We start from the raw sequence: 20,849 nt of genomic DNA, 5'->3' as shown, positions 1-20,849 counted from the left end.
TTTAATTCTTATCTTTTTTATTTTTTCTTGCTCGAGGGTGTGCAGCATCATAGGTTTTGGCTAGATGCTGAAAATCTAAGTGTGTATAAATTTGTGTGGTAGCGATACTAGCGTGGCCGAGCAACTCCTGCACTGCCCGTAAGTCACTTGAAGATTCTAAGACATGCGTTGCGCACGAATGCCGCAGTTTGTGTGGATGTAATACATCCGTTAAGCCTTGACGCTTACCCCAGTAATTGAGTCGCTGCTGAATTGAACGGTTGCCCAAACGCTGCCCTCGGCTACTCAGAAATAAAGCTTTTTCCTCAGGATCTTTTACAAAAGCTACACGATTTTTTATCCACTTCTTAAGCAACTTTGTGGCCGCAGCGCCAAAGGGGACTTCTCTAATTTTCCGACCTTTACCTAAAACTCGTAAGGTTTGATCATTAAAACTTACCGAATCCAAATCCATTGACGATAATTCTGACAAACGAATACCTGAAGAATACAGTAACTCGATTATGGCTTTGTCGCGAATTTCGATTGGCTCGTCTTCCGGCAGGCTATCTATAAAATGATTCAAGCTATCAACGTCGATATTCTTAGGAAGGCGCTTTGGTTTCTTAGGCCCACGTAAACCAATCGCTGGATTGGTTTTGATTTTTTTCTTCGCTACTAAATAATCGAGGAAACCGCGCAATGACGAGAGCTTTAATCCGATGGTAGCAGCTGACGCGCCATTACGGTGATGGTGGGCCATCCAAAGCCGAATATCTTGACTGGACACTAGCGCCCAGTCATCAATCCTTTGTGAAACATAGTCAATAAAATCGAGAATTTGCCGTTTATAATTATTAACCGTATGTTCCGAGTATTGCTTCTGATGAAGTAATTGATCGCAATACTGGTCTACGCTTTTCTTCATTGCTCAGAGTTAGGTTTCTTTAATCAAGCAGGCTTCAGCGACATCGCCAATAAAACGCAAGAACAAAGTTCCCATGTCGGCTGTAAACAATTCGACGTCATGGCTACCCAAAGCAATGATTCCCACCTCAGCGCCTTCACCTAATGGAATTAGAGCATAAGACTCTAAGGTTTGTTCACTTTCAAACAGCTGGCTAATACTTTCAGTAACACGACCGCATACCGGATCATCTTGAATGAACTGCTGATCAGTAAACTTTCGTAAAGTATCAATATCAGACACGTTCACATTATCTAAATTATCATCGTTGTGGCATAGCCAAACCTGGCAGTCATCAATATCAAAATAGTCGTGTATTTGCTTGATCAAAGTATCAACGACTTCTTGCTTATTTGGAGCATGAATTAAATTGACTGCAAGCTCAGAACATTTGACCAATAACGCACTATTAACCTGCGCATTGTTCATCATTTCATTCAAACGGCCCTGTAACGTTTCGGAGCGCTGTCTTAAGTTTAAGATCTGACGTTCGACTAACGAAACCGATCCATAAACTTTGTGATTTATTTTTAAGTTCTCAAGAAGCTGTGGGTGACGCTCAAAAAACTCAGGATTTTTTTCTAAGTAGTTTGCAATTTTGCCTTCAACCCGTAACAAATCTTCCGCAGCTTTGCCCATCTCAAATTCTCATCAATTGTTCAATACGCTGATGTCATTAAACATCAATTTGACCTTCAAAAACCACTTTTGCAGGCCCAGTCATGTACACCGGCTTTCCTTTTCCTGCCCAACGGATCCAAAGATTTCCGCCAGGTAACGTGACTTTCACTTTTTCTTCCAAAATATTTTGCAGACGACCAGCAACTACAGCAGCACAGGCACCCGTTCCGCACGCCAAGGTTTCGCCAACGCCACGCTCAAATACTCGCAGCTTAATTTCACTCGGCTGAATAACCTGCATAAATCCAACATTAGCTTGTGCAGGGAAGTAACTGTGACGGCTTAGCACTGGCCCCACTTTTTCGACAGGTGCATTTTCAATATCATCAACCTGTATCACGCAGTGAGGATTTCCCATCGACACAGCGCCGACTTTATATCGAATGCCCTCTGCGTCAATCATATAAGTATCTGACTGCTCAGCAAAGCGCAAAGGAATCTTTTCAGGCTCTAAACGCGGCTTTCCCATGTTAATGGTAATCAAACCATTATCTTCCAACACCGTGTTCATAGTCGCGGTATTGGTCGATAAACGCAGCTCACGCTTCCAAGTCAGCCCTTTTTGACGCACATATTTCGCTACGGCTCGCGCACCATTACCACAATGCCCGGCTTCGCTACCATCCGCATTAAAGATTCTGAAGTGAAAATCGGCTTCTGGGTGTTGTGGCGCTTCAATCATCAGCAGTTGGTCAAAACCAATACCAAAATTACGGTGTGCCAACTGGCTTATTTGCCCCTGATTGAGGTACACAGGCTGGGAAATAGCATCCACCACCATAAAATCGTTACCAATACCCTGCATTTTAGTGAAAGGAACGATCATTGACCTCCCTCCTCACTCACCTGCTTTTCTTCACTTTTCTGATTTTCTGAGGGTTTTTCTGGTTCTTCCTCGGGCATGAATAAAGGGCCTTTTTGGCCACACCCCGCCAGAAACACCACGGCCAGACTCATTATCCCTAGCTGCCGCAAACGTTTAATCGTCATCATTATCGTTTTATTAAGAAAATAAGCCTTATCTTGCAATAGCTTGGTTTTGACTGCAAGCGTCATTGCAATCAACCGCACATCTGGCACAATATTCAACCAATATCAAAGAACCTCTTTACGTTACGGATTTAATCATGACGACGCTGACTGAAACAGAATTTAACGACAAGATGGATGATACTATTATCGCTATCGAAGAAGCGCTCGACGAACTTGATGAACTGGACATTGACTATGAAACCAGTGGTGGCATTCTGACGATCACCCTCGAAAATGGCTCAAAAGTCATCATTAACCGTCAAACACCTCTGAAACAACTGTGGTTAGCGGCAAAAGACGGGGGATATCACCTTGACTGGGTTAACGGGCAATGGCAAACCGATAAAGAACAAGAGCCATTACAAGCTTTATTGAACCGAGTACTCAGCCAACAATCTGGTGAAACCGTTTCACTCGAACTCGCTTAAATCACAACCCAATTACTACATTTTAGGAAACCACATGAGCGACACTCACTCAGACCTATTGCCTTGCGTTAACGTTGAGCCAACATCTGAACATAAAGCAACTGTTATTTGGTTGCACGGACTTGGTGCCGACGGCCACGACTTTGAACCGATTGTTCCAGAGCTAAAACTGCCAACCGATTTAGGCGTAAAGTTTATTTTCCCACACGCACCCGTGATGCCGGTCACTATTAACGGCGGCTATCAAATGCGTGCCTGGTATGACATTCGTGATGCAGACTTGGCCAATCGAGAAGATAAAGATGGCGTGCGTAAATCTGCTGCATTGGTGGAACAATTAATTGATGCTGAGCAAGCAGCTGGTATCCCCAGCGATAAAATAGTACTTGCCGGTTTTTCACAAGGTGGCGCCATTGCATTACATCTATCAACACGGATACAACACAAATTAGCTGGTATCGTGGCTCTATCGACCTACTTAACCATGCCAGAAAACCTAGCGGACGAAAAGTCACCAGCCAATATCGATACGCCTATCTTTATGGCTCACGGCTCACAAGATCCTGTCGTGCCGATGCAGCGCGGGCAATACAGCGCCAAGGTGCTAGAGGAAAATGGCTTCAGCGTAAGTTGGCAAGACTACCCCATGGCTCATGCCGTCTGCCTCGAAGAAATCCAAGCGCTGGGGCAGTATTTAAACAAAGTCTTAGGTTAGAGAGAGATAGTTACGCCAAATGCGCGTATACACCATCTTGGTTTAGGAACCAACGACTGAATCGGTCCTGCGGTATGGGTTTCGAGATAAAGTATCCTTGCGCCATATCGCAGTCTGTTTGTTTCAAGTAATCGTAAACTTCTTGAGTTTCTACTCCTTCCGCGATGGTTTTTATGCCCATTTTTTGTGCTAACGTCACAGCGGCATCCACTATGTAAACGGCGCCTTTGTCATTCGGAAGTCGCTTAATAAACGATTGATCGATTTTGATCAATGAAGCTGGAAGTCGATGCAAGTACTGTAGAGATGAATACCCCGTTCCAAAATCATCAATGGAAATACTGAAGTTTGCCTTTGCTAAACGCACCAGTTCGTCAATCGCTTGCTCCATATCTACCACAATAGCGCTTTCAGTCACTTCCAGTTCGATCCAGCGACCATCGATCTGGTACTCCTCGAGCAATGCAATAACACGGTCTGTAAAGTTTGGATGCAGAAGGTTGCGTGTCGAAATATTCACTGAAACAGGAATTTCTACGCCCTGAATTTTCCACTGCTTGTGCTGCTCAATGGCTTCGCGCAAAGCGAATTCCGTAATGGTTTGAATAAGAGTACTTTGCTCTGCTCGCGCGATGAAAGCTCCTGGCGTTAATAAGCCTCGTTTAGGGTGCTGCCAACGGAGTAAGGCTTCAACGCTACGAATATCGCCTGTCCGAAGATCAATCTGTGGCTGATAATACAAGCATAACTGCTTTGTTTTAATCGCTGTTTGAAGCTCTCCCAAAATCGATATATTTTCTTCTGTTTGCGTCACTATCTCAGGATTAAACGCTGTCATTTCCATAGCACGCTCTTGTACTAACGCCAGCGCAGCTTCAGCACGATGTAAGTATACCTCTGGAGCGAGTTCAATCTTCTTGAACCCAACATACCCAATCCTAGTTTCAACATGCACAGAAATATCGTTATAGGTTACCGCTTCCTTTAGTAACACGCTTAAGTTGTCTAAAAACCTCTGGTTCGTCTCAGGATCTTTATCAAGAACGATAGCCAATTGCGCTGAATCTGTATGGTAAATATCTTCACCACCATTCAGCGCTAACCTCCGCGCCATTTGCCTCGTTGCGTCATCGATTACACCATATCCAAATACCGATTTAAGCTCTAAAATGTTGTCAATCGCGACCACAGCTAAAATGATATCCTCACCGCTGTAACTGCCTTTTTCGAACCGCTTTAAATCATTAAACAAAGCATTTCGATTGGGCAACTTCGATGTCGGATTAAAGTTTGATAACCAACGTAAGCGCTTCATATATTTAATCACGCTATCGCTAGCAAAACCGCTAACAGATCCAATCAGTAGAAAGAATCCTGTTCGATATAACCAGTTAGCCGTCTTCTGCATCTCACCAGTTTCAACATTGATTGGCATAAATGGGCCGAGAACAACACCAGCCACCATTGCCATTACAACGCCGCCTTTGACTCCAAAAACAAAGCCTGCGAGAACAATAGGGATATACATGGAATGAGAATAGACATACTTTATACCGCCGGTTAGAAAAACCAGCAGATAGACGAGCGCAGCCGATGTTATAAGTATTGGAATCATCAAGCGGCGAATTATTGTTTTGTGCCGCTCTACCCAGTCTAAAAACTTAGGAGCTTCCATTCCGACCTCCAGTGGCAACTGAGTAGCAACCTTCAGCTAAAGAATCACTACTTGTTGAACCATACTAGAACTAACGCTCACTTTTTACAAGTTTCTTCCAATTAAAACATTCTTGTTTTCAAAGAGTTATTCAGGGTTCGTTACGCTTTGTTGTGGATTTTGTCGGCGTTTTAAGCGACTATTGTGGCATGAAAGATTCACAACCAAGCTCAACAAACGCCAGCCAACTTCCTAACTTTTGTCAGGCGGCGACCATTTACCTTACGGTGATAGCCAGTATTTTATTAGCTCTATTGCTAAGCTTGGTTACGCCTGAGTGGCATACTAGTTTTTTTTACAACCTCAGCCTTCACTCCTTTTTTGTGCTATGGGTGTCGCTGACCAGCTTGGGGCTTTTGTGTTTATTACGCCAGTATTTACCTCTTAAAGTACAAGCACAGCTGTCTTTAAAGCGCTTTTCGGGACTCGCCATTGGCATTATTCTGCTGGTGACACTTTGCTTTAGCTTATTGACCAGCTTTTACCTTAGTCAGGAACCATCGCTATGGTTTCTGCTACGTAATATGATCATCGCTTTTATCGTGAGTGGTGTTTTCTTTCGCTACTTCTATTTGCGTGAAGATAGTGTCAGACGCATCCGCTCAGAAGCCGAGGCTCGTGTGCAAGCGCTGCAATCACGCATTCGACCGCATTTTTTGTTCAACAGCCTAAACACGCTCGCTAACCTGGCTGCGGTTGATCCCATAAAAACCGAGCAAATGATTTTAGACATGGCAGATATTTTCCGAGCCAGCATGAAGCGCTCCGATGTTTTGATACCATTCTCAGAAGAAAAACAACTATGCCAACAATACCTCAGTTTAGAGTCTCAGCGCCTAGGCGATCGACTTACCGTCGAATGGCAAGTTAACTACATCGCCGATAATTTATTGGTACCCCCTCTTCTCCTTCAGCCCTTGCTGGAAAATGCGGTCTATCATGGTATTCAAAAGCACCCTGACGGCGGAACAATTCGAATTAAAGGGGTCAGTTACCAAAAGTATATTCAGCTTGAGATTACTAACCCACTTCCTCCAGCCGACGTTGAAGATCACAAGGGTAATTCGATGGCGCTAAAGAATATTCAGCAAAGACTTGAAGTGCTCTATGGAAATAAAGCACAGCTATCGTATCATCAAGCTCAGAACCAGTTTTACTGCATAGTTAAAATTCCAAAGCAGTTGTGATAATTGAGATGGAGGGTGTTTCATCTAATGCTTAAAACCATTATTGTTGACGACGAACAACCTGCCCGCCAGCGTATTCGGCGGTTGCTTGACAATTATTCGGACATTAATATCGCTGCCGAAGCCAGCAATGGTGAAGAGGCCTTAACGCTCATACAGCAACTCCAACCTGAATTAGTATTTCTCGATATTTCGATGCCCGTAATGAATGGCGTTGAGTTAGCCCATATCTTGAGCCAAAACTTTCCGACACTCAAAATCATATTCACCACCGCTTATGATCAGTACGCGCTAGAAGCTTTTGATGTTAACGCAACCGATTATCTACTGAAGCCTATTCGCCAAGAGCGCCTTAACAAGGCTTTATCCAAACTGCTTTCACCGCGGGCAAATGATGAATTTATCACGGTCAGAGAGCGCGATACGGTGCGTAAAGTCTTATTGAAAAACATCCTGTATTTACACTCAGATCAAAAGTACGTTGAAATCCACCTACAGGACAAAACGCTACTGAGCAGTGAAAGCTTGAAAGATTTAGAGACACGCTTCCCGCAACATTTCTTGCGCATCCACCGCTCGACGCTGGTCAACCGACGGCATTTCTATGGCATTGAGCAAGATGATGGTCAGTGTATAGCACTACTTCGTGATTCTGATGAGAAACCGCAGATTAGTCGACGCCACCAAACCGATGCACGGCAATTTTTACAAACTTCTGACGACTGAGTACTGAAACAAGGGCTAACCGACTTCAATTTATGCTAAACTTGCACCAAATTTCTAGTAGTCATGATTGGTCACACGACAGAGACCATTATTTATGAGCATTTCAACCATTCGTATCGCCACCCGACAAAGCCCGTTAGCCCTATGGCAGGCTGAATATATCCAGCAACGCCTTGAGGCAATCCACGACAACTTAACGGTCGAGCTGGTTCCCATGACCACCAAAGGCGATAAAATTCTTGGCACCCCACTCAGTAAAATTGGCGGCAAAGGGTTATTTGTCAAAGAACTTGAGCAGGCTATGCTCGAAGACCGCGCCGATATCGCGGTGCACTCGATGAAAGATGTTCCCTATCAATTTCCAGAAGGCCTAGAACTCAAAGTTATCTGCGAACGAGAAGATCCAAGCGATGCATTTGTCTCGAATAATTATCATGGTTTGGATGACTTACCCGTCGGCGCGACCGTTGGAACCTCAAGCTTGCGCCGTAAAATGCAAATTTTGGCCTTACGCCCCGACCTGCACATTACCGACTTGCGCGGTAACGTCGGTACACGACTCTCTAAGCTTGATATGGGGCAATATGACGCGATTATCCTCGCTTCTGCGGGTCTAATTCGGCTTAAACTTGCTAACCGCATAGCCAGTCGCTTTGATCCTGAGCAGTTACTGCCAGCTCCTGGTCAAGGCGCTGTTGGCATCGAAGCGCGCACCAATAGTCCTGAGCTGGATAAGCTATTAGCACCACTTCAAGACGCTCATACCGCTTACCGCGTTAAAGCCGAACGTATTATCACGCAAACGCTCCAAGCCAGTTGCTCAGTGCCCATCGCTGCCTTTTCGACAATCGCTGATGACACTTTGTCACTCCGAGCGTTAGTCGGTGGTATCGATAACCAGATGATCGAAGCTTCGGCCGAAGGCAAAATCGAAGATGCTGAAACCATTGGTAAAACTGTCGCAGAGTCTTTACTCGCTCAAGGCGCCAAGGAAATGATCCAAGCGCTAGGAACTGACGTTTAAAGGTGGGCGCTTTGTGAGCACTTCGTTGGACGTTATCGTCACGCGCCCTTCGCCCTACGGCGAGCAGCTTTGTAGCATGCTTGAAGAGCAAAAATTTATCAGTGCTCACTGTCCCTTAATTTCTTTTGCAGCCGACGACTCTATAACGCCCACTCAACGGCTTAAGTTATTTTCTCAATCGCAGACTTGGATCTTTGTCAGTCGCCAGGCCGTTAATTTTTGTCTCGATGGCTTTAGCCCAAGTCAGCAACACACCTTACAAGCATTGAGTCGCGATAGAACCATTATTGCAGTTGGTGAAGCGACAGCTGATTCTTTACAGCAAAAACAGATTAGGTCACTAACTCCGGTGACACCGAATAGCGAAGGCATGATCCAACTGCTAGAGCAAAAAAACCTTAAGCAACAGCCCACTCTATTAGTTCGTGGTAATAAGGGCAGACCCTTGTTGCAACAATATTTCGCTGATCATCAGTTATCCATACTGCAGGTTTATCAGCGCAAAACCACATCACAAACATTGCCACCTCAGACTAAGCAATCGGCTATTGTCGTGACCAGCGGGCAGCTGATGGAGTTGGTGGCAGAGCAGTTCCCGAGTAACGCTCAACGCCAAGCCTGCACCATTATTTCGGGTAGCGCCAGAATCAGCGAAATTGCCCAACAATTCGGCTTTACAAATTGTTATACTGCTAACAATGCTTCAAATTCTGAGCTGGTCAAAAGCTGCATTTTATGGCGAAATAACGTAAGTTAACGTCATAATCATGTTCGAAGTGATCGATCACTCATTTGACGAATCCATAACTAGAGAAGGCACTGATGAGCAACAAGGAAAACAACACTGAATCTCACGAACCTCGGAACGATCTTCAAGCCGAGGAACAGTCCCACCATTCTAAAAATAATACAAAGGATAGCGCACAGTCTAACGACGCCGATCAAGTCGCGGCGGACTCTGCTTTTGACGATTCCAGTTCTGAGACGCCCTCTAGCTCACCGCCTAACAAGCCCAAATCCAAGGGAACTTCGGGTGCAAAGCCGATTAAGTGGTTTATTGTTGTTGTCGTGCTGGCGGCTATTGCTTACGCAGTCTATTTTGGCTGGGAAAAGTGGCAAGATTATCAGGACAACATGAATAAAGCGGATCGTATCGATCAAATCGAACAGCAACTGTCGCAACAAAACACCAATATTCAATCCAAGCTTTCATCACAAAACCAGAAGCTCGATAGCTTGGCTTCAGAACTGCAAGATAACCAACGATATATTACGCAGCTTCAAGACCAGTTGCGCACAACACAACGAAAATTCCAGGCGCTAAGCTCCGAAAAACAACAAGATTGGCTGTTTAATGAAGCGGAGTACCTGATTCGTGAAGCTTCTTACAAATTACATTTCACCGATGACGCTGCGTCAATTATCGCCTTATTGCAGGCTGCCGATGCTCAGCTGTCTGAACTCAACGATGGTACTTTAACCAACCTACGTCAGGCTATCAGCCAAGATATTAGTGCGGTTCGCGGTAGCGGTAACTTGGATATTGAAGGTATCGCCATCGCGATTGAAACGCTGAAAAACAACCTTAACCAATTAGAGCTTGCCAGCGTTCAACTTCAAAGCGACTCAGCTCAGCCTATCGAATCTACTGACGAAGCTGATATTTCAAGCTGGCAACATTTCAAGAATTCCGTCTCTGACGCCGCCAGTAAATATTATACGGTTCATCAATTCGATGAATCGACTCAACCCTTTATTAGCCCACAAAAGGACCGCTTGTTACGCGAAAACATTCTGCTGAATCTACAAACCGCTCAGCTGGCTGCGCTGCAAAACAATCAATCTCTGTATGAGTCCAATCTCGATAATGTTAAGCAATGGGTTGAACAATACTTTAAGCAAAAGCCAGCCACCACGCAGGCCTATCTACAACAATTGAACGAGTTGGTGGATCGCTCAGTAGAATTGGATCTTCCTGCCAGTCTTCAGTCTTACCAAGTGATTAGCGAGATTTCACAACAGAAAGTCAATCGCTGGCTTGAGTCCGACAATTCAGCTACAGAAAGCGACTCTTCAACAAGTGACACTTCAATAAGTGGCTCCCCAACAGAGAGCGCTGGCTCTACCCAACCAGACAGCGACGATGAGGAGGAGCCATCAGAATGAAATTGAAGTGGATTCTTCTTATTGCTTTATTTGGAGGTTTGATTCTCGGGCCATTAATCAGCAATGTTCCAGGCTCGACTTACATCTTGCTCGATCAAACCGCTATTGAGTTTAAAAATAACTTCGCTATTGCACTAGTACTCCTTTCTCTACTAGGCCTGTGGATGCTGTGGCTACTCATCCGTTATTTACTCAAGACCAGCAATATCACTGTTGGTTGGTTTGGCGACAGAAACCTGCGCAAAGCACGCCAGCAAACAATTGACGGCATGATTGCCTTAGCCGAAGGTCATTGGAAAACCGCCGAAGACCTACTGATCAAAGGTGCTAAGTTTCGTGATACCAAACTCATTAACTACCTTGCAGCTGCGCGTGCCGCTCAGGAACAAGATGATGACAAAAGTCGTGACCAATATTTGCAGGCGGCGGCTAAAGCTCAGCCTGATGCACACATCGCAATTGGCTTAACTCAGGCTCAACTACAAATTCAACACCGCCAGTTCGAGCAAGCTTTGGCGACGTTAAGCCATTTACGCGAAATGTCACCACACCACCCGTATGTCTTAAAGCTCTTACACCAGCTTTACACGCGTCTCTCTGAGTGGGAGCAAGTCTTGGAGCTACTTCCTAAACTGCGCAAATACCGCGTCTACAATCCAGTCCGCATTGACGATATCGAAGTCATCGCTTGGGCAGAGTTACTTAGCGTTAAAGCCCAACGTGAAGGATTGCCTGCGGTTAATGATTTATGGTTGAAGCTGCCGAAAAATGTTCGCAAGCGCCCACAAACACAATTGTCATACGCTGAGATCTTGGCAGATCAACGTCAATTCGACCAACTTGAGCTACATATCAAGGATTCGATGAAACACGAGTGGCAGGAAAAGCTCGCGGAGCTATTCGGTTTGATAGAAAGTCAAGAGCCATCACGAACTCTTGCCACAGCCGAAACTTGGTTGAAGCAAAAGCCTAACAACACCACATTGCTTACGACTTTAGGTAAATTGTCATTAAGAGCACAACTATGGGGTAAGGCTAAGAGTTATTTAGAAAAAAGTATCGAGCAAAAGCCAACAGCAGAAGCTCATTACTACCTTGGGCAAGCTTATCGTGAATTAGGCCATCCGATTCAGGAACAGGAAGAATATCAGCGTGGATTAGCCAGCTTGATCCAACCGGATGCGGTACCTCAACTCCCGTCATCTGGCGATGAAGAGGAAACCTTATAACTCTTTAATTTTAATGATTTGAGCCGGAGTCATGTTTGTTCCAGAAGCAGCATCCTTCGGCTCTTTCCCTTCTGCCTCATTGTCCGTAATTCGCTCCAAGAAATCACACTCAATACATTCACGCACAAAAACCTCGTCTTCGTAGTAACAGACCGTGGTATCCATCTGTTGGCACTCGGGACAACGAGCGCCCGCGACGAAACGTTTTGGCGTGGTTTTATGGTTCATTGAATTTACTCACCGATTGCTATAAGGTGCTTTTTCGACCCTGATTTTAACTGTGGCTTTTCGCCCATAACCATAAGGCGTGTAGACGATTAGTCTAACATAATCATAACACTATGAGCTGGTTAAGTATCCTTCCGCCAATCGTGGCCATCATCTTCGCAATCTGGAAACGCGAAGTCACTATCGCCCTGCTTTTGGCTATTTTTACGGCGTCTCTTATTCTTGTTGGCGGTAATCCCGTTTACGCCTTTACCGATACGGTTGAACGAATTATCAACGTCTTCTCCAGCGCGTATAACACGCGCATTTTGATGTTCAGCTTGTTAATCGGTGCGCTAATTCAATTAATTAAAATTTCAGGGGGTGTGACAGCCTTTGTCGATTGGTTAACTCGTCGCAGTTTAGTTAATAACCAACGCAAAGCTGGCATGTTACCGACCATTCTCGGTAGTTCTATCTTTATTGACACCAACATGAGCGTCTTAACCGCCGGTCTTTCGTCGCAAGCTCTGTTCGATAAGTTCAAGATGAGTCGACTGCGCTTGGCATACATTATCGACTCAACCTGTGCGCCGATCAGTGTGCTAATCCTTTTAAATGGCTGGGGCGCAGCGATTCTTGGTTATGTCGAAGAAACGGCGGTTGCCGATCCTACCAGCGTGATGCTCGGTAGTATTGGTCTTAACTTTTATGCCATCGTGACGTTATTGATCGTTTTTTACACCGTGTTTAGCACCAAAGTTCACGGCCCCATGCGCACCATGGAGCAAAACATCAAGCAAACCGAGCAAGCCGAACAATCGCTCCCTAAAGCCACTAAAAAGCGCTACATGCTCGCGCCTTTGATTTTTATGGTCGTCAGTATTCTAGTCTTTATGTTTATTACTGGCGATGGCGACTTGCGCAAAGGCTCTGGCTCAGAGTCGGTTCTGTGGTCCGTGATTCTGTCTACCCTATTAGCGCTTGGCTTACTTCGTTACGACGCCAAAAAACCCACAAAAGAATTGATGGAGCAAAGCTTTAAAGGGCTCGGTAACTTATTACCATTAGTTACTTTGGTCTTGTTAGCTTTTGCGCTATCGTCAGCCATGGGCGACTTAAAAACCGGTGAGTTTGTGGCGCAAGCGGTAGGTGATTTCATTCCATTGTGGCTAATTCCAGCGTTAATATTTGTGCTGGCAGGCTTTATTTCCTTTACCACAGGAACCTCGTGGGGCACCTTCGGCATTTTAATTCCAATCGCTATTCCATTGGCTTTAGCCTTAGGTATCTCGCCAAGCTTAGTATTAGGCGCCGTATTAGGTGGTGCCGTATTTGGCGATCATGCCTCACCGATTTCTGACACCACCGTGATTTCGTCATTAGCCGCAGGCTGTGACTTACTTGATCACGTCAAAACACAGCTGCCTTATGCGCTAACTGCAGGCGGTATCAGCATAGTGCTGTATATTATTTTTGGCCTCTCTCAATAGAAAAGAGCAGTAGAAACACAGAGTCATGAACAAACCACTTCGCTACGGGGTTGTCGGCAACCCCATCTCACACAGCATGTCGCCGCAACTGCACCAGCAGTTTGCTGAGCAGCTCGGCATTAATATTGTGTATTCTAAATACTGTCCTAGCGCTAAAGGCTTTACCCGTGTGTTGAACGACTTTTTTCAAAGTGGAGGCAAAGGCTTAAACGTTACCGCACCGTTTAAGCTCGACGCTTTAAACTATGCAGATTTAATTACTGATCGCGCCAAAGACTCTAACAGCGTCAATACCCTGGTCTACACTCCTGAAGGCATTCTTGGCGACAGCACCGACGGCATGGGCTTCTTGCGCGACTTATACGCCAAACAAAAAGAATACCATATTGATTTTCAGAATAAACGCGCGGTGCTGCTTGGCGCAGGCGGAGTAGCACGCTGTATCGCACAGTCGCTATTACTCGATGGTTTTGAGGTTTACTTGATCAATCGCACCCAAAGCAAAGCCCAGCAGCTGGCAAAAGATTTGTCACATTTGGGTACCATTAAGCTCTATTCAGAATCTATCGCGGTTGATCTCATCGTCAACTCCGTCAGCTTCAACGCCGACAAGTTTCTAGCTCAAGTTCACTTTGCCGACAACGCCGTCGCCTACGACCTCAACTACGGCGATAAGGCAGGGCAGTTTTTAGAAGCCGCAAAACCACACACCAAGCACCAATTCCATGGCCTCGGCATGCTGATTGAGCAAGGTGCAGAGTCGTTTGGACTTTGGACTGGGAAGTATCCGGATACATCATTGGTTTCTTTGTAATTTCTATGTCATTCCACGGTTAAATCGCTGAATCTAGTGATTTTTACGATGTCTCGCCTTTCAGCGAGTTACTTTTCTTGCGTGGACAAGAAAAGTAACCAAAAGAAGTCCACCCCTATATTGAGATCATTCTACGAATGATTTCCCTCGAACAAACCAAGTTACTTAACGCACCGTGAAATACAGTCCCTCCATGGACTGTTTTTCACTATCAAAATCATCCACGATTTTGATTGCTATAACTTGCTTTATCCTCAGCTCAATATAAAGGGATTGGGCAATACCAAACTTAGCTGTTATATTCCCTTGTAAACCTTTTCAATAACCTCACTATGGAGCTAGAAAGTAAATTATTAGGATGCAATCAAATAAAGCTATTCACTAGAGAAGGTAAGTTACTTCCGGACCCGAATCTAATCTGGAATATTGACCATCTCATAGCTTTTATTCAAATAACTATTAACAGTTGGGATAAGCATTCAGAAGCTGTAAACCACGAAATCAAACATAAAGCACAACATGATAGTTCGTGGATTAATTTTAAAGGTAAAAGTGCAGATAAAAAGCTTTATCGTGATACAACTCTAAATCAAAAGATTAATGAACGTGTTTACATTAGTTCTATTTTCTCTGTTGCAACGTATTATATTACTACCTTCGAAGCTATGGAGAAACTTCACAATCAACTTAAAACAATATGTCAATTACAGCGATATAATATTAAGAAGCCTAAACTTTATAAAAATAAACATTTCCACCAAAAAATTAAAACAATCAGGAATATATCCTTCATTCACCAAGACTCGACCGATGAAAAAAATCCTATGAACATACGCACAGCTATGTATTGGACACCATCTATATCATTTAAGAGTAATGAAATACCCACCACTGAGGATTATATTTTTGCACTTGGTAAGTGGCATCAAACCATAAACGAGGAAAAAACTGTAACCAACATAGATATAAAAATCCGTGGGTTTACGAAGTTTGCAGACACAGCTTTAGAAATTCTTGAAAAGAACAAAAGCATCTTGAGTGATTACTTTTATAAAATAAAAGAATTTCAAGAATAACGTCCTCATTTTAAGCCAAACCGACAATCCCCTAAAGTTAGCCGAGTAAAAGCGAGTTATAGCGTAAATTGGGCAGGATAGCCCAATTTAGTCAAAACGAGACAGGACGTCGAGTTTGACGGCGCGTGAGTAACTTGCTTGAGCGAGGGGAGCCCGAAGGGCCTAACGTCGGGGGTGTCTTTTCTTTTCGCCCTTTTCTTTGGACAAGCAAAGAAAAGGGTAAAATCCTTTGGCAAAAAAACTTAACTCATAAACCTCTAACTTCTGAGCTAAGGCAAGGCGCGGCAAATCAACATAAGAATGCGGAGCGTACTGAAGTACGTGAGCACATTCGAATACTGTTTTAACAAAGCATTGCCGACGATCAGGAGCTAGCAATAGGCGGATGATGAATCATCTGCACCCTATTCCCATCCGGATCCAAGCAATAAAAGCTGGTCGCGCCGTCACGATGTCTTCTTGGCTCTGTGAGCATTTGAACCCCGTGATGCTTTAGAAATTCATACCATTCGTCCACTTCTTCGGCGTTGTTCATGATAAAACCTAGGTGATCGAGCTTTTGACCACCAGACGTGTCTAAATCCGGCTGTTTACGGTGTAAGGCGAGATTGTCGTGGCCTTTTGAGGTTAAGTAGACGTTATCCTCGTCGGGACGCCATTCGACGTCCATACCGAGCAATTCGACGTAGAAATGTTCTACGGCGGCTAAATCATCAACAAATAGCGCTAAGTGGCGCATGCCAAGATGTTGTGTTGGTCGATTCATTGTTGAATGACTCCTTTATTAGACTGGCACAATTTCGAAGCTGGTTTCGACCGGCATGCTGGGATCCAGCGAATGCATGACCGAACAGTACTTTTCTACCGATAAGTCCACCGCTTTTTTGACTTGTTTGGTCGATAAGTCTTTGCCTCGTACCACGAATTTCAGTTTCAAGCCTGTAAATCGGCGTGGTGGCTTGTCGGCACGCTCTGAGTCAACTTCACAGTGACAACCGGTAATGTTTTGGCGTGCTTTTTGTAGAATCATCACCACATCAACCGATGAACAAGCACCGATCGACATCAATAGATTCTCCATTGGCGAGACGTAATCACCCTCACCACCAAACATGACATTTTGTCTTTTGCTGTTTTTACCAATAAAATTAAGGTCGTTGACCCAGTCGACAGTTACTTTCATGTGATTTGTGACCCAGTTTGAACTTTTAGAGGCTATATAGTGCCACAACAAATTTGATTTTAAAGAGGCACGGCACTAAGATTTCATGCTATATTTTGAAAGATTACAACAAAATAGGAAATAATATATGGCGTTACCTTATCATTTGGCTCAAGACGAGACCATTCAGTGGTTCCTGAATCATTGTCAGAGGCGCCGTTTCCCTACAAAAAGTACACTTATCTACGCTGGCGACTCATCAAATACCCTGTATTTCTTATTAGAAGGCTCAGTTACCGTATTGATTGAAGACGATGAAGGTCGTGAGTTAGTGCTCGCTTACCTTAATCCTGGTGATTTCTTCGGTGAAATGGGTCTGTTCACTGACGAGCATGATCGTACCGCTTGGGTCAGAACCAAAACTGAGTGTGAAGTTGCCGAAATCAGTTACGAAAAATTCCGTCAGCTGACTAAAGAAAATCCTGATGTGTTGTTTAAGTTAGCGACACAGCTAGCGAATCGCTTACAAAAAACCAGCCGTAAGGTCGGTGACTTGGCGTTCCTAGACGTCACGGGCCGTGTTGCTCACGCCTTGTTAGAGCTCGCGAAAGAGCCAGACGCTATGACTCATCCAGATGGTATGCAAATTAAAGTCACGCGCCAAGAGCTCAGCCGTATCGTCGGTTGTTCTCGTGAGATGGTTGGACGAGTGTTAAAAGCGCTTGAAGAGCAAGATCATATCCATGTTAAAGGGAAGACCATGGTGATCTACGGCGCTCGTTAGTCGTAAACAGAATCAAATATTTTGTCGTAATTCAGCCCTGCACATGCAGGGCTTTTTTATGTCTGCTTGCCAGCCTCAATAAAATTCTTGAGTAACTGATGCCCTTTCTGGCTTAGGATTGACTCTGGATGGAACTGGACACCTTCTAGCTTAAGGGTTTTGTGTTTAATTCCCATGATGTACTCTAGCTCACCCTCTTCGTCTTCGGTCCATGCGGTAATTTCGAACTCTTCAGGCAAGCTTGGCGTATCGACGATCAATGAGTGGTATCGCGTCGCTTCAAAAGGATTAGGTAGTCCTTCGAAGACACCGGTATTGTTATGATAAATCGGTGAGGTTTTGCCGTGCATCACCTGTTCAGCGCGAATGACGGTTCCACCAAACACCTGTGCCATGGCTTGATGCCCTAAGCAAACGCCTAAGATTGGATAATCTGTTGCTAGCTTTTCTAGAATATTTAATGTCACACCCGAATCATTTGGTGTGCAAGGTCCCGGCGAAATCACGATGTAATCCGGCTTCAATTCATTGACTTCTTCAACCGTCAACTCGTCGTTACGCTTAACCAAGACATCCAGCTCTAATTGCCCAAAATATTGGACCAAGTTATAGGTAAACGAATCGTAGTTATCTACCATCAACAGTTTTTTGCGACTCACTGGTGCTGACTTGATAATGAAGGTTGCAACAAGAAATCCTAGGCTCAGTAACAACATGGTGATCAATGGCCAGTGATTACCGATAAACCCTGCATCGCCTTCGTAAACAGACTTCTGAGAGCAATAGTCATCATCGTAATGGAAACTGCCTCCAGCTTCTAAGCACTGCTCAATGGCAGCTTGGTCACTGGCATAGTGTCCTAAAGTCGCTACTATCATTAAAGCAGCAAATATCCACCAGACTTTACGCATACATCACCTTACGCATTTATAACCTCACGCATAAACATTGGTCTTTACTGAAATCATTGGGATTAGTTCTTCCAAATTATCTACTACGATATGGGGTACTTCTTGTGGTCGAATATCACTACCCATTAAGGCATAACCATAAGTCACCCCGACAAACGGCATCTTAACATTGACCGCCGCTTGCGAATCTTTTGACGAGTCACCAATCATCCAGCAATGTTCAGGCTTGACGTTAAGTTTCTCGCACACATACAGTAACGGCGCAGCATCTGGCTTTTTCTTCGGTAAACTATCACCACCCAGTACTGCTTCAAAGTAACTGTCTAATTTTAAGTGCTTTAAGATCGGCTCAATCAGTTCGTGAGGCTTGTTACTCACCACCGCCATTTTGACATTTGCCAGTTTCAAGCAATCAAGAAAGCCTTGTACACCATCAAACATCACCGACCGTTCTGCTGGCAGTGCTCGGTAGAATTGCATAAACAGATTGTAAGTTTGATCAAACCATTCTGACTTGCCGAAATAGTTTAAGGCCTGCTCTACAAATACCTGAGCCCCACCACCAATCCAACGCTTGATTTGGTTTAGCGGTTGCTCAGGCAGATCGAGCTCTTCGAAGGTATTGTTGGCTGCGATTTGAATATCGGCAGCACTGTCAACTAGCGTCCCATCAAGGTCAAAAATGACCAGCTTGGGAGAATTCAGTGATGTCATGATTATCGTGAGGCGCCCTTCTCAGCATTGGCCTTCATCTGAGTGACCGTAGCTTGATAATCATCGGTATTGAAGATGGCCGACCCGGCAACAAAGGTATCCACACCACAAGCAGCAATTTCTTCAATGTTGTCGATTTTAACACCACCGTCAATTTCTAAACGGATATCGCGACCTGTTTCATCGATAAGCTGACGCACCTGCTGACATTTGCGAAGTGTCGATGGGATAAAACTCTGACCACCAAAACCTGGGTTTACCGACATTAACAACACGAGATCCACTTTGTCGATAATATACTCTAAAACACTCACTGGCGTCGCTGGGTTTAATACGACACCCGCCTTACAGCCATGTTCTTTAATTAAGCCAATGGTTCGATCAACGTGTTTCGATGCTTCTGGATGAAAACTGATATAGGTCGCGCCAGCTTTTGCAAAGTCAGGGATGATACGGTCAACAGGCTCAACCATTAGATGTACATCGATTGGCGCTTCAATGCCGTAATCACGTAAAGCCTGACAGACCATCGGGCCTATCGTAAGGTTAGGTACATAATGATTGTCCATGACATCGAAGTGAACCCAGTCAGAGCCAGCTTTGAGGACATTTTCAACTTCTTCGCCTAAACGGGCGAAGTCAGCGGAAAGGATAGAAGGCGCGATAACAATATTTTGCATAATAGGTCTATCGTAAAGTTTTTGACCATTCTACAGAATCTTTACCACGACTTCTATTTAAGCAGCGAAAGCTTCCCTGCTCTTCAACTTATCATTAGCTGATTGTGGAATACTCGCAGATTACGCAGCTTTTTCTTGCTCTCTGATAATCGCTGTTAATACTGCGTCCCATAAGCTGGAACGTAACTGTAAACTTTCTACCGCGACATCTTCAGCACTTTGCCATTTAGCTTTGTCATCACCACATAATGCTTGCAAGCATTTTTCAGCTAACGGTCCATGCTCATCACCATCCAACTCAATATGGCGCTCTAGGTAATAAATCAGCGTTGGGCATTCCACTTTCTCTGCTGACATCACGTCTTTTATTGCCGTAAACATATCGGGGATCAGTTTCTCTCGCCCGTACAAAAAAGCTGACGCGACTTCAACATCCGTCCCCTCTCGAGCGACCTTTAAGTTATAATCCACAAACTCACGCGCACCTTCTGGAATTAACTCCATGTTTTGCGTTTCAATAAACTCTTTTACACGGCTTGTATCCGCACCGACTTCTTCCATAGCTTTTAAGTACAGCGAGTAATGACTAATAGCATTTCCATCCGGATCCAGATCACTCTCTTCACCGATCACGATTTCATTAATAAATCGCACGACCTCAGGATCTTGTTTTGATTCAACCCACGGTACATCTACACAGGTCAGTCGTTGCTGTAGCGACTTCAGGAGACTCATAAAATCCCATACCGCATAAATGTGATACTCCATAAATGTTCGAACACTTTCTAAGCTGTCCAATGATTTATAGGTTTCATGGTTGGATAATTCTTGGTTCAACGCTTCCAATTTATCTTTTAACTGTTCTTTTAACATGGTGGCTCCTCACAGTGGTTCGCATCTATCTCCCATCAGATGATGCAGATTTGACTTTATAATTTTCCCTGAACATTTTTTTCAACGCTCTCTATCTAGTAATCACACCACTTTAAAAAAATCTATATTTACAGGCTCATTTTTTTATTTTTTTATGACCTGGTTATCATTTAAATTTATTTTTTGATTATTTCTGCAAATATGAATAGATACTTATGCAATACTGCATAATGCAAATACGCATTATTTCCTTATTTATTAATGAGTTATAGAGATTGAAAATCCTT

The 20,849-nt window shown here is 44.2% G+C and carries 24 protein-coding genes; 12 read left to right on the top strand and 12 right to left on the bottom strand.

The annotated features are described in order from the left end of the window. Position 1 precedes the first annotated feature (1 nt). The 4 genes from xerC to lptM are packed head-to-tail and all read right to left on the bottom strand — an operon-like array spanning position 2 to position 2,698. Positions 2-907, bottom strand: a complete 906-nt coding sequence (xerC, locus tag KFK88_RS02050) for a tyrosine recombinase XerC (protein ID WP_223576992.1) — start codon at positions 905-907, stop codon at positions 2-4. A gap of 9 nt (positions 908-916) precedes the next feature. Next, on the bottom strand, positions 917-1,585 hold the full coding sequence (locus KFK88_RS02045) for a DUF484 family protein (RefSeq protein ID WP_223576991.1): 669 nt from the start codon (positions 1,583-1,585) through the stop codon (positions 917-919). A 37-nt stretch (positions 1,586-1,622) separates the two neighbouring features. Further along, positions 1,623-2,453: a diaminopimelate epimerase gene (gene dapF, locus KFK88_RS02040; RefSeq protein ID WP_223576990.1), complete on the bottom strand. Its 831-nt coding sequence runs from the start codon at positions 2,451-2,453 to the stop codon at positions 1,623-1,625. Further along, positions 2,450-2,698, bottom strand: coding sequence for an LPS translocon maturation chaperone LptM (lptM, locus tag KFK88_RS02035; RefSeq protein WP_223576989.1), 249 nt, complete (start codon positions 2,696-2,698; stop codon positions 2,450-2,452). Before lptM ends, dapF begins: the two co-directional genes overlap by 4 nt. A gap of 56 nt (positions 2,699-2,754) precedes the next feature. On the opposite strand from lptM, the gene cyaY reads away from it, so the two are divergent. Then, a complete protein-coding gene (cyaY, locus tag KFK88_RS02030) occupies positions 2,755-3,087 on the top strand; it encodes an iron donor protein CyaY (RefSeq protein ID WP_345251754.1) in 333 nt (110 codons plus the stop codon). A gap of 34 nt (positions 3,088-3,121) precedes the next feature. Then, complete coding sequence (locus KFK88_RS02025; RefSeq protein ID WP_223576988.1) at positions 3,122-3,802, top strand: alpha/beta hydrolase; 681 nt, start codon at positions 3,122-3,124, stop codon at positions 3,800-3,802. 10 nt (positions 3,803-3,812) lie between these two features. Here KFK88_RS02025 and KFK88_RS02020 read toward each other — a convergent pair whose 3' ends face one another. After that, a complete protein-coding gene (locus KFK88_RS02020) occupies positions 3,813-5,477 on the bottom strand; it encodes a putative bifunctional diguanylate cyclase/phosphodiesterase (RefSeq protein ID WP_223576987.1) in 1,665 nt (554 codons plus the stop codon). 188 nt (positions 5,478-5,665) lie between these two features. On the opposite strand from KFK88_RS02020, the gene KFK88_RS02015 reads away from it, so the two are divergent. The 6 genes from KFK88_RS02015 (at position 5,666) to KFK88_RS01990 (ending at position 11,848) form a co-directional block, all read left to right on the top strand. Further along, positions 5,666-6,703 (top strand): sensor histidine kinase, encoded by a 1,038-nt coding sequence (locus tag KFK88_RS02015; RefSeq protein ID WP_223576986.1) that lies wholly within the window; start codon positions 5,666-5,668, stop codon positions 6,701-6,703. A gap of 27 nt (positions 6,704-6,730) precedes the next feature. After that, positions 6,731-7,429 (top strand): LytR/AlgR family response regulator transcription factor, encoded by a 699-nt coding sequence (locus tag KFK88_RS02010; RefSeq protein WP_223576985.1) that lies wholly within the window; start codon positions 6,731-6,733, stop codon positions 7,427-7,429. Between the two features lie 94 nt (positions 7,430-7,523). Continuing rightward, on the top strand, positions 7,524-8,453 hold the full coding sequence (gene hemC, locus KFK88_RS02005) for a hydroxymethylbilane synthase (protein WP_223576984.1): 930 nt from the start codon (positions 7,524-7,526) through the stop codon (positions 8,451-8,453). A 13-nt stretch (positions 8,454-8,466) separates the two neighbouring features. Next, positions 8,467-9,210, top strand: coding sequence for a uroporphyrinogen-III synthase (locus tag KFK88_RS02000; protein ID WP_223576983.1), 744 nt, complete (start codon positions 8,467-8,469; stop codon positions 9,208-9,210). Between the two features lie 65 nt (positions 9,211-9,275). Continuing rightward, positions 9,276-10,619, top strand: coding sequence for a uroporphyrinogen-III C-methyltransferase (locus tag KFK88_RS01995; RefSeq protein WP_223576982.1), 1,344 nt, complete (start codon positions 9,276-9,278; stop codon positions 10,617-10,619). Next, entirely contained in the window at positions 10,616-11,848 is a 1,233-nt protein-coding gene (locus tag KFK88_RS01990) for a heme biosynthesis protein HemY (RefSeq protein ID WP_223576981.1), read from the top strand. The genes KFK88_RS01995 and KFK88_RS01990 overlap by 4 nt, the downstream gene beginning before the upstream one ends. Here KFK88_RS01990 and KFK88_RS01985 read toward each other — a convergent pair. Continuing rightward, positions 11,843-12,076 (bottom strand): YheV family putative zinc ribbon protein, encoded by a 234-nt coding sequence (locus KFK88_RS01985; RefSeq protein WP_223576980.1) that lies wholly within the window; start codon positions 12,074-12,076, stop codon positions 11,843-11,845. The genes KFK88_RS01990 and KFK88_RS01985 overlap by 6 nt on opposite strands. 113 nt (positions 12,077-12,189) lie before the next feature. Here KFK88_RS01985 and KFK88_RS01980 point away from each other — a divergent pair, with 113 nt between their 5' ends. From KFK88_RS01980 to KFK88_RS01970, 3 genes are all read left to right on the top strand, one after another. Next, positions 12,190-13,548 (top strand): Na+/H+ antiporter NhaC family protein, encoded by a 1,359-nt coding sequence (locus KFK88_RS01980; protein WP_223576979.1) that lies wholly within the window; start codon positions 12,190-12,192, stop codon positions 13,546-13,548. 25 nt (positions 13,549-13,573) lie between these two features. Further along, positions 13,574-14,362, top strand: a complete 789-nt coding sequence (gene aroE, locus KFK88_RS01975) for a shikimate dehydrogenase (RefSeq protein WP_223576978.1) — start codon at positions 13,574-13,576, stop codon at positions 14,360-14,362. A 332-nt stretch (positions 14,363-14,694) separates the two neighbouring features. After that, entirely contained in the window at positions 14,695-15,438 is a 744-nt protein-coding gene (locus tag KFK88_RS01970) for a hypothetical protein (RefSeq protein WP_223576977.1), read from the top strand. Between the two features lie 364 nt (positions 15,439-15,802). On the opposite strand, the gene KFK88_RS01965 is transcribed toward KFK88_RS01970, so the two are convergent. After that, the gene (locus tag KFK88_RS01965; RefSeq protein WP_223576976.1) at positions 15,803-16,204 is read right to left on the bottom strand and encodes a VOC family protein; all 402 of its coding nucleotides are present in this window, start codon (positions 16,202-16,204) and stop codon (positions 15,803-15,805) included. 18 nt (positions 16,205-16,222) lie between these two features. Then, positions 16,223-16,621, bottom strand: a complete 399-nt coding sequence (locus KFK88_RS01960; protein ID WP_223576975.1) for an OsmC family protein — start codon at positions 16,619-16,621, stop codon at positions 16,223-16,225. A gap of 127 nt (positions 16,622-16,748) precedes the next feature. Between KFK88_RS01960 and crp the strand changes: the two genes are divergently transcribed. After that, the gene (crp, locus tag KFK88_RS01955) at positions 16,749-17,384 is read left to right on the top strand and encodes a cAMP-activated global transcriptional regulator CRP (protein WP_046560294.1); all 636 of its coding nucleotides are present in this window, start codon (positions 16,749-16,751) and stop codon (positions 17,382-17,384) included. Between the two features lie 56 nt (positions 17,385-17,440). Here crp and KFK88_RS01950 read toward each other — a convergent pair whose 3' ends face one another. The 4 genes from KFK88_RS01950 to KFK88_RS01935 all read right to left on the bottom strand — a co-directional run bounded on the left by KFK88_RS01950 (position 17,441) and on the right by KFK88_RS01935 (position 20,562). Then, positions 17,441-18,295, bottom strand: a complete 855-nt coding sequence (locus KFK88_RS01950) for an anthranilate synthase component II (RefSeq protein WP_263296326.1) — start codon at positions 18,293-18,295, stop codon at positions 17,441-17,443. A gap of 24 nt (positions 18,296-18,319) precedes the next feature. Then, positions 18,320-19,009, bottom strand: a complete 690-nt coding sequence (gph, locus tag KFK88_RS01945) for a phosphoglycolate phosphatase (protein ID WP_223576974.1) — start codon at positions 19,007-19,009, stop codon at positions 18,320-18,322. Between the two features lie 2 nt (positions 19,010-19,011). Beyond that, positions 19,012-19,689: a ribulose-phosphate 3-epimerase gene (gene rpe / locus KFK88_RS01940; protein WP_223576973.1), complete on the bottom strand. Its 678-nt coding sequence runs from the start codon at positions 19,687-19,689 to the stop codon at positions 19,012-19,014. 120 nt (positions 19,690-19,809) lie between these two features. Continuing rightward, positions 19,810-20,562, bottom strand: coding sequence for a DUF3050 domain-containing protein (locus KFK88_RS01935; RefSeq protein WP_223576972.1), 753 nt, complete (start codon positions 20,560-20,562; stop codon positions 19,810-19,812). Positions 20,563-20,849: the final 287 nt, after the last annotated feature.

It is taken from the genome of Kangiella taiwanensis (genome assembly GCF_020005165.1).
GTDB lineage: Bacteria > Pseudomonadota > Gammaproteobacteria > Enterobacterales > Kangiellaceae > Kangiella > Kangiella taiwanensis.
The sequence above is the reverse complement of the archived record's forward strand: the minus strand, read 5'-3'. Positions and strand labels throughout refer to the sequence as shown.